3 protein-coding genes are annotated in these 7315 nt (G+C 69.3%); all 3 read left to right on the top strand.

Annotated features, from left to right (window positions below; translation table 11 throughout):
• Nucleotides 1–284: 284 nt before the first annotated feature.
• On the top strand, nt 285–3011 hold the full coding sequence (alaS, locus tag MJ785_RS17415) for an alanine--tRNA ligase (RefSeq protein WP_239311724.1): 2727 nt from the start codon (nt 285–287) through the stop codon (nt 3009–3011).
• Nucleotides 3012–3433: 422 nt separating this feature from the next.
• Nucleotides 3434–5815 carry a SulP family inorganic anion transporter gene (locus MJ785_RS17410; protein WP_370652973.1) on the top strand — a complete coding sequence of 794 codons (2382 nt, stop codon included), beginning with the start codon at nt 3434–3436 and terminating at the stop codon, nt 5813–5815.
• Nucleotides 5816–6228: 413 nt separating this feature from the next.
• A partial coding sequence (locus MJ785_RS17405; RefSeq protein WP_370652972.1) for a M20/M25/M40 family metallo-hydrolase occupies nt 6229–7315 on the top strand: 1087 nt, incomplete at its 3' end.

Below are 7315 nucleotides of genomic sequence, written 5' to 3'. Positions count from 1 at the left end.
GGACGGTGATGTAGATGACCGGGATGTCGTGGTCGGCGTCCGGGTGCTGTCGGCGGTTGATCGTCTCAAGGGTCTTGCCGAGCTGGGTCAGGCAGGTCGTCTTCCCGGTCCGGGCCGCTCCTGAGAGGATCAGGCCGGTCCGGCCGGTGTCGGCGTTGCGGTTGACGTAGAGCGCCCGGCAATAGGGGTGTGGATCAAGGGGCGGGGCTGCGGCCCGCCGGTGGCGGCTGCCGGCTGGCTACGATGGTCGGGGATCGTCGCTCCACCGGTGAGGAAGGCTTGTGATGAGGTCCGCTGAGATCGCGAGCCGCTGGCTCCGCTACTTCGCCGAGCGCGGGCACACCGTCGTGCCGTCGGCATCCCTGATCGCGGACGACCCCACGCTGCTGCTCGTGAACGCGGGCATGGTCCCGTTCAAGCCGTACTTCCTCGGCGAGGTCAGCCCGCCGTACCCCCGGGCGGCCAGCATCCAGAAATGCGTGCGCACCACCGACATCGAGGAGGTCGGCAGGACGACCCGGCACGGTTCCTTTTTCCAGATGTGCGGAAACTTCTCCTTCGGGGACTACTTCAAGGAGACCGTTATCCCGCTGGCCTGGGAACTGCTCACCACGCCGGTTTCGGCGGGCGGGTACGGCCTGGACGACAGCCGCCTGTGGGTGACCGTCTACCTCGACGACGACGAGACCGCTGACATCTGGCGGTCCACGGTCGGGGTGCCCGCCGAGCGCATCCAGCGTCTCGGCATGGAGGACAACTTCTGGTCAATGGGTGTGCCCGGCCCGTGCGGACCCTGTTCGGAGATCAACTACGACCGTGGCCCGGAGTTCGGGATCGACGGGGGCCCCGCCGTGAACGGCGAGCGTTACCTGGAACTGTGGAACCTGGTCTTCATGCAGTACATCCGGGGTGAGGGGACCTCGAAGAAGGACTACCCGATCCTCGGTGACCTGCCGTCGAAGAACATCGACACCGGCCTCGGCCTGGAGCGCCTCGCCGCGGTTCTCCAGGGGGTCGACAACCTCTACGAGACGGACACGTCCCGGCTGATCCTCGACCGGGCGTCGGAACTCACCGGCGCCCGCTACGGCGCCGGGCAGCGCTCGGATGTGTCGTTGCGGGTGGTAGCTGATCATGTGCGCACCTCGGTGATGCTCATCGGCGACGGTGTGCTGCCGGGTAACGAGGGGCGTGGCTACGTGCTGCGCCGGATGATGCGCCGCGCGATCCGCAACATGCGCCTGCTCGGCGCCCATGACGCGACCATGCGGGAGATGGTCGCGGTCACGATCGAGGCGATGGGCCCCCAGTATCCCGAACTTGTCACCGACCGGCTGCGGATCGACTCGGTGGCTACCGCCGAGGAGGCGTCGTTCCTCCAGACGCTGCGCACCGGGACGTCCATCTTCGACCTGGCTGCGGCCGAGACGAGGAAGGCGGGCGGCGGGGTCCTCACGGGTGAGCGGGCGTTCCAGCTGCACGACACCTTCGGGTTCCCGATCGACCTCACCTTGGAGATGGCGGCTGAGCAGGGTCTGACCGTCGACGCGGAGGGCTTTCGCCGGCTCATGGGCGAGCAGCGCCAGCGCGCCAAGGCCGACGCCCGCGCGAAGAAGACCGGGCACGTGGACACCTCGGCGTACCGGGACATGCTGGCCGCGGCCGGCCCATCGGAGTTCACCGGCTACGACATCGCAGCCGGGACCACCGGCGGGACAGCCGCCGGGACTATCACCGGAACCGTCGCCGAGCCCGCCGTCGTCCGCGGGCTGCTGGTGGACGGCTCGCCCGCCCATGAGGCCGGCGAGGGCAGCGACGTCGAGGTCGTGCTCGACCGCACGCCGTTCTACGCCGAGGGCGGTGGCCAGCTCTCCGACACCGGCGTGGTCCGCCTCGATGACGGTACCGAGATAGAGATCTTCGATGTGCAGAAGCCCCTGCCAGGGCTGATCGTCCACCGTGGCCGGGTGCGCTCGGGCGGGGTCGTCCTCGGGGCGAACGCGCGGGCCGAGATCGACCTGGACCGACGGGGAGCGATCTCGCGCTCGCACAGCGCCACACACCTGACTCACCAGGCGCTGCGGGACGCGCTCGGCCCGACGGCGGCGCAGGCCGGTTCGGAGAACTCGCCTGGCCGGTTCCGTTTCGACTTCTCCTGCGCCGGTGCGGTGCCGGCGTCGGTGCTGGCCGACGTGGAAGAGACGATCAACCAGGTGCTGATCGAGGATCTCGATGTCCACGCCGAGGTGATGAACGCCGACGAGGCACGCCAGACCGGCGCCATCGCCATGTTCGGCGAGAAGTACGGCGACCGGGTGCGGGTCGTCTCCATCGGCGAGTACTCCCGTGAGCTCTGTGGTGGCACGCATGTCCGCCGCTCCGGGCAGCTTGGCCTGGTCAAGCTGTTGGGCGAGTCGTCGGTCGGCGCGGGGGTCCGGCGGGTCGAGGCCCTCGTGGGCCTGGACGCCTACCGTTACCTGGCCCGCGAGGCCGTGCTCGTCGCACAGGTCACCGATGTGCTCAAGGCGCCACGGGCCGAAGTGCCCGAGCGCCTCGCCGGGGTGCTCGCACGGTTGCGCGAGGCCGAGAAGGAGCTGGAGAAGCTGCGGGCGGCCGCGGTGCTGGCCGCGGCGGGCGGCCTCGCGAGCGGGGCCGAGGACGTCGGCGGGGTTGCGCTGGTTACCCACCAGGCGCCCGATGGCACCTCCGCGGATGATCTGCGCAGGCTCGTCCTTGACATCCGTGGCAGGGTCCCCGCCGAGCGTCCGGCGGTCGTCGCGGTGGCGGCCGCGGTCGACCGGCGCCCGGTCATCGTGGTGGGCACGAGCGGCGCCGCGCGTGACCGCGGGGTCAAGGCCGGGGAGCTCGTCCGCGGTGCCGCGAAGATCCTCGGTGGTGGTGGCGGCGGCAAAGATGATCTTGCTCAAGGCGGTGGCACTGACGCGGCCGCGATCACGGACGCGCTCGCGGCGGTCCGTCGGTCCGTCGCGGAACGAGTGGCGGCTGTCTGACTGGTCGGGCCGTGTCCGGTCTTCGGTCCGTCTGGGTGAAGGATCATATCCGGGAACTCGCGCCGAGCCCTCTTCGTTAACCAATACGGTGATCACATTGATGCTAGGGGTAACATCAATACTATAGGTGACACCAATCTGTTGCTGATCGGGATTCGGACTGGCGGTCGGATGCGGGCGCGGGAGCCCATTGGTCGGCCCTTATGACCTGCACGGTCGTCGTCACCACGCGACACCCTCAAGGGCGATCTTCATCGCGACGTCCTGTCCGGTGCTGATCCGTCCTTGAGGAGGGTGGCGTGGCCGTTCCCACACCATCATCACCGCCGTCAGAGTCGTCGCCGTCGTTGTCGCAGCACAGTCACTCCCCGCCGGTGCCGGGGACCGCCATCCATGACCCGAACACCCACGGCCCGGACCGCATGCGCCGGATCGCCGCGCTGCGACCCGACCTGCAGGCGTCGCTGGTGGTGTTCCTGGTCGCGATGCCGCTCTCCCTGGGCATCGCGGTCGCCACGGGCGCGCCGGTCGCCGCTGGGCTGATCGCCGCCGTGATCGGTGGGATCGTCGTGGGGGCACTCGGAGGTGCGTCCCTGCAGGTCAGCGGGCCTGCGGCTGGGCTCACCGTGGTCGTCGCCGGTCTTATCACCACGTACGGGTGGCGGGTCACATGCGCGGTGACCGCGGCCGCCGGTGTGGTCCAGATCCTCTTCGGCGTCAGCCGGGTCGCCCGCGCCGCGCTCGCCGTGTCACCCGCGATCGTGCACGGCATGCTCGGTGGGATCGGGCTCACCATCGCCTTCGGCCAGCTGCACGTCATCCTTGGCGGTGAGCCGGACTCCCACGTCATCGACAACATCATGGCCCTGCCCGGACAGATCGTCGTCAGCCACAGCGCCGCGGCACTGATCGGAGCCGTCACGATCGCCGTCATCGTGCTGTGGCCCCGGCTGGTCCGCGGACTGCCCGGCGGGTTGCGCGCGATCCCCGGGCCGCTCGCCGCGGTCGTCGTCGGGACCGTCCTCGCCGCCGCACTCCACCTGGACCCGCCCCGCGTCAACCTGCCTGGGTCGATCATCAGTTCGGTGTCGTTGCCGGTCTTTCCCGACGGGGACTGGTCCGGCATCATCCTCGGTGTCCTCACCATCGCGATCGTGGCGAGTGTGGAGTCCCTGCTGTCCGCTGTGGCGGTGGAGAAGCTGGCCGCCGCCCATGGCCGGGCGCCGCAGGGCCGGATCAACCTCGACCGTGAGCTTCTCGGGCAGGGGGCAGCCAACGTCCTGTCGGGTCTCGCCGGCGGTCTGCCTGTTACCGGTGTGATCGTGCGCAGTTCCACCAACGTCGCGGCCGGGGCGAGAACACGGGCGTCGGCGATCCTGCACGGCGTGTGGGTGGCGCTGTTCGCGGTGTTTCTCGGCGGAGTGGTCGAGTGGATTCCGCTGTCCGCACTGGCCGGCCTGCTCGTCGTCGTCGGGGTCCGGCTGGTGGATGTCTCCCATCTGCGCCACGTACAGCGACACGGCGAACTGCCCGTGTACGTTGTCACACTCGTCGGTGTCGTCGCGCTCGACCTGCTCCAGGGCGTCGTGCTCGGGATGCTCACCGCGCTCGGCCTGGTTCTCCGCCGGGTGCTGTGGTCGAACATCCATCTCGTCCAGACGGGGGAGACGTGGCGGGTGGATGTGGAGGGCACCCTGAGCTTTCTCTCGCTGCCGCGTCTCGCCCGGGTTCTTGGCCGGGTTCCCACCGGGGCCTGTGTGTCGATCGAGCTCGTGGTCGACTACCTCGACCACGCGGCCTTCGAGCATCTGCATGCCTGGTGCGCCGAGTATGAGCGGACCGGCGGCCAGGTGAGCGTGGACGAGATCGGTCACGCGTGGTTCCGGCGGCCGCGTACGGACCAGCCCCACCGGCGCCGGACCGTGGTTCCGCACCTGCCGCGCTGGTTCGCGCCCTGGTCGCAGTGGCAGGAGCTGGCAGCCTCCCACGGAGAGGCGCACCGTGCGGCCGCGCCGGTGACGGCCGACGGCGGTCCGGATGCGACAGGTACGGTGGATGTCGCTGATGGTCATGTTCACCCGGTCGGCACGATGCTGGTGGGGGTCGCCGAGTTCCACCGCCGGGCCGCTCCGCTGCTGCGCGGCACCCTCGGGGATCTCGCGGATGGTCAGCGCCCCAGCGCGCTGTTCCTCACCTGCGTCGACTCCCGGGTTGTCCCGAACATCATCACCAGTAGCGGACCTGGCGACCTGTTCACTGTCCGCAACGTCGGTAACATCGTGCCGCTCGTCTCGTCGGACGGCCCGCTCGTTGGCGGGCCTACGGGCGATCTGTCTGTGACCGCCGCGCTCGACTACGCCGTCGACGTCCTGCGGGTGCCCTCGATCGTGGTGTGCGGGCACTCGGGATGCGGCGCCATGACGGCGTTGCTGTCCGGCGCTATCGATCAGGAGCCTGACTCCGCGCTGGCGGGCTGGTTGACCCACGCGCACGGAGCACTGGCCCGGACACCGCTGCCGGGTACCGAGACGCTGTCGCCCCTGGAACAGCTGGGCCGAGCGAACGTCGTGCTCCAGCTTGAGCACCTGCGCGGGCACCCGGCCGTGCGGCGTGCGCTGGACCGGGGTCCGCTCGAGCTTGTGGGTCTCTACTTCGACATTCCCGCCGCGCACACCTGGGTTCTTGACGAGACAACAGGCCGTTTTGTCGACCCTTCCGACGCGCTGGCCGCGGTGCCACCGCAGCGCCGTCGTTCACCCCGCCGCTGGGACACACCGGCGGCAGCTTCGCGGGCTCCAGCCTGAGAGCGCTGTTGAGATCGTCATTCCGGCTCGCCGCGGCGAGCCGAACGCGCTGAAGCACTGCTTGTGGATTACTGTGCTGAAGGCTGGGGCGAATCCCCGCGCAACATCGGGAAACGTGTCCGGCAGGTTGATATGCCTGACGCTGGCCGGCAGCCCGCGGTATGGTTTTATTCACTACTTCAATGACTCGCTTCAACGACTCGATGATCATTGATATCCAGCTGTCTGGTGTTCTTGCTGCCTAGGCCTTATGTATTCGGTCGCATCGGGTCGGCGGTGGCTTTTATGCTTATGCGGATCATCCTTGTCGTGTCAGTGACGGATTCACAGCCAGGGAGAAGCGTGCTTTCCTGGCGGACGGTCGAGACGGGGTGGGACTGGTGGCCACGGAAGCCACGATCGCGTTACCGGCGATGTTGGCCGATCTGGCGGAACTCGTGCGCTGCGAGTCCTTCTCGGCCGACCATGCCGCGGTGGCGCGCAGCGCCGAGGTTGTCGGCGCGCTCGGGGCGAGGCTGCTGGGCGCGGCTCCGGAGACGATTGTGATCGATGGTGTGACCCACCTGCGGTGGATCTTCGGCGCGCCGCGGGTGCTGCTGGTGGGACACCACGACACCGTGTGGCCGGTGGGCTCCCTGGAGAGCCGCCCCTGGTCGTTGCTCGACGGGATCGCCCGCGGCCCTGGGGTCCTGGACATGAAGGCAGGGCTGGTGCAGATGTTCCACGCGCTGGCCTCCCTGCCGTCCCCAGACGGTGTGTGCGTCCTGGTCAACGGGGACGAGGAAGTCGGTTCCCCGACCTCCCGGGAACTGATCGAGGAATCCGCGCGCGGTTGCGCGGCCGCCTTCGTGCTGGAGGCGGCCGCGAACGAAGAAGGTGCCATCAAGATTGCCCGTAAGGGCACCTCGCATTATGAGGTGGTGGTGCACGGCAAGGCCGCCCACGCGGGCCTGGAGCCGCAACGGGGGGTCAACGCCGCGATCGAGGCCGCCCACCAGATCCTGGCAATCGCCGGCCTCGCGGCCTCGATGGGTACCACCGGCTCCATCCTGGGCGCCCCCACCATAACGCCCACCCTGCTGTCGGCCGGCAGCACGCGCAACACGGTGCCCGCGCTGGCGAAGGTACTGGTGGACGTGCGCGTGCCGACTCTGGCGGCGCAGGACCAGATAGACGATCTCATGCGGGGGCTCACCGCCCGGACACACGGAGCTCGGCTGGAGGTACTGGGCGGCAGGCAACGGCCGCCGATGGAACCGGAATCCTCCGCCGAGCTGTTCGCCCTCGCCGCCAGCATTGCCGTGGAACTGGGCCAGGAGCCGCCGCGGGGGATCGCCGTCGGCGGCGCCTCGGACGGTAACTACACCGCGGCCGTGGGCTGCCCGACGCTGGACGGGCTCGGTGCCGTCGGCAGCGGCGCCCACACGGATGCCGAGTACGTCGAGGTCGCGCGGATGCTCCCCCGCACCCACCTGCTGGCTCAGCTGATCACGCGGACAA

It is taken from the genome of Protofrankia sp. CiT1 (assembly GCF_917627335.1).
GTDB lineage: Bacteria > Actinomycetota > Actinomycetes > Frankiales > Frankiaceae > Protofrankia.
This window is presented reverse-complemented; position numbering and strand designations above follow the sequence as displayed.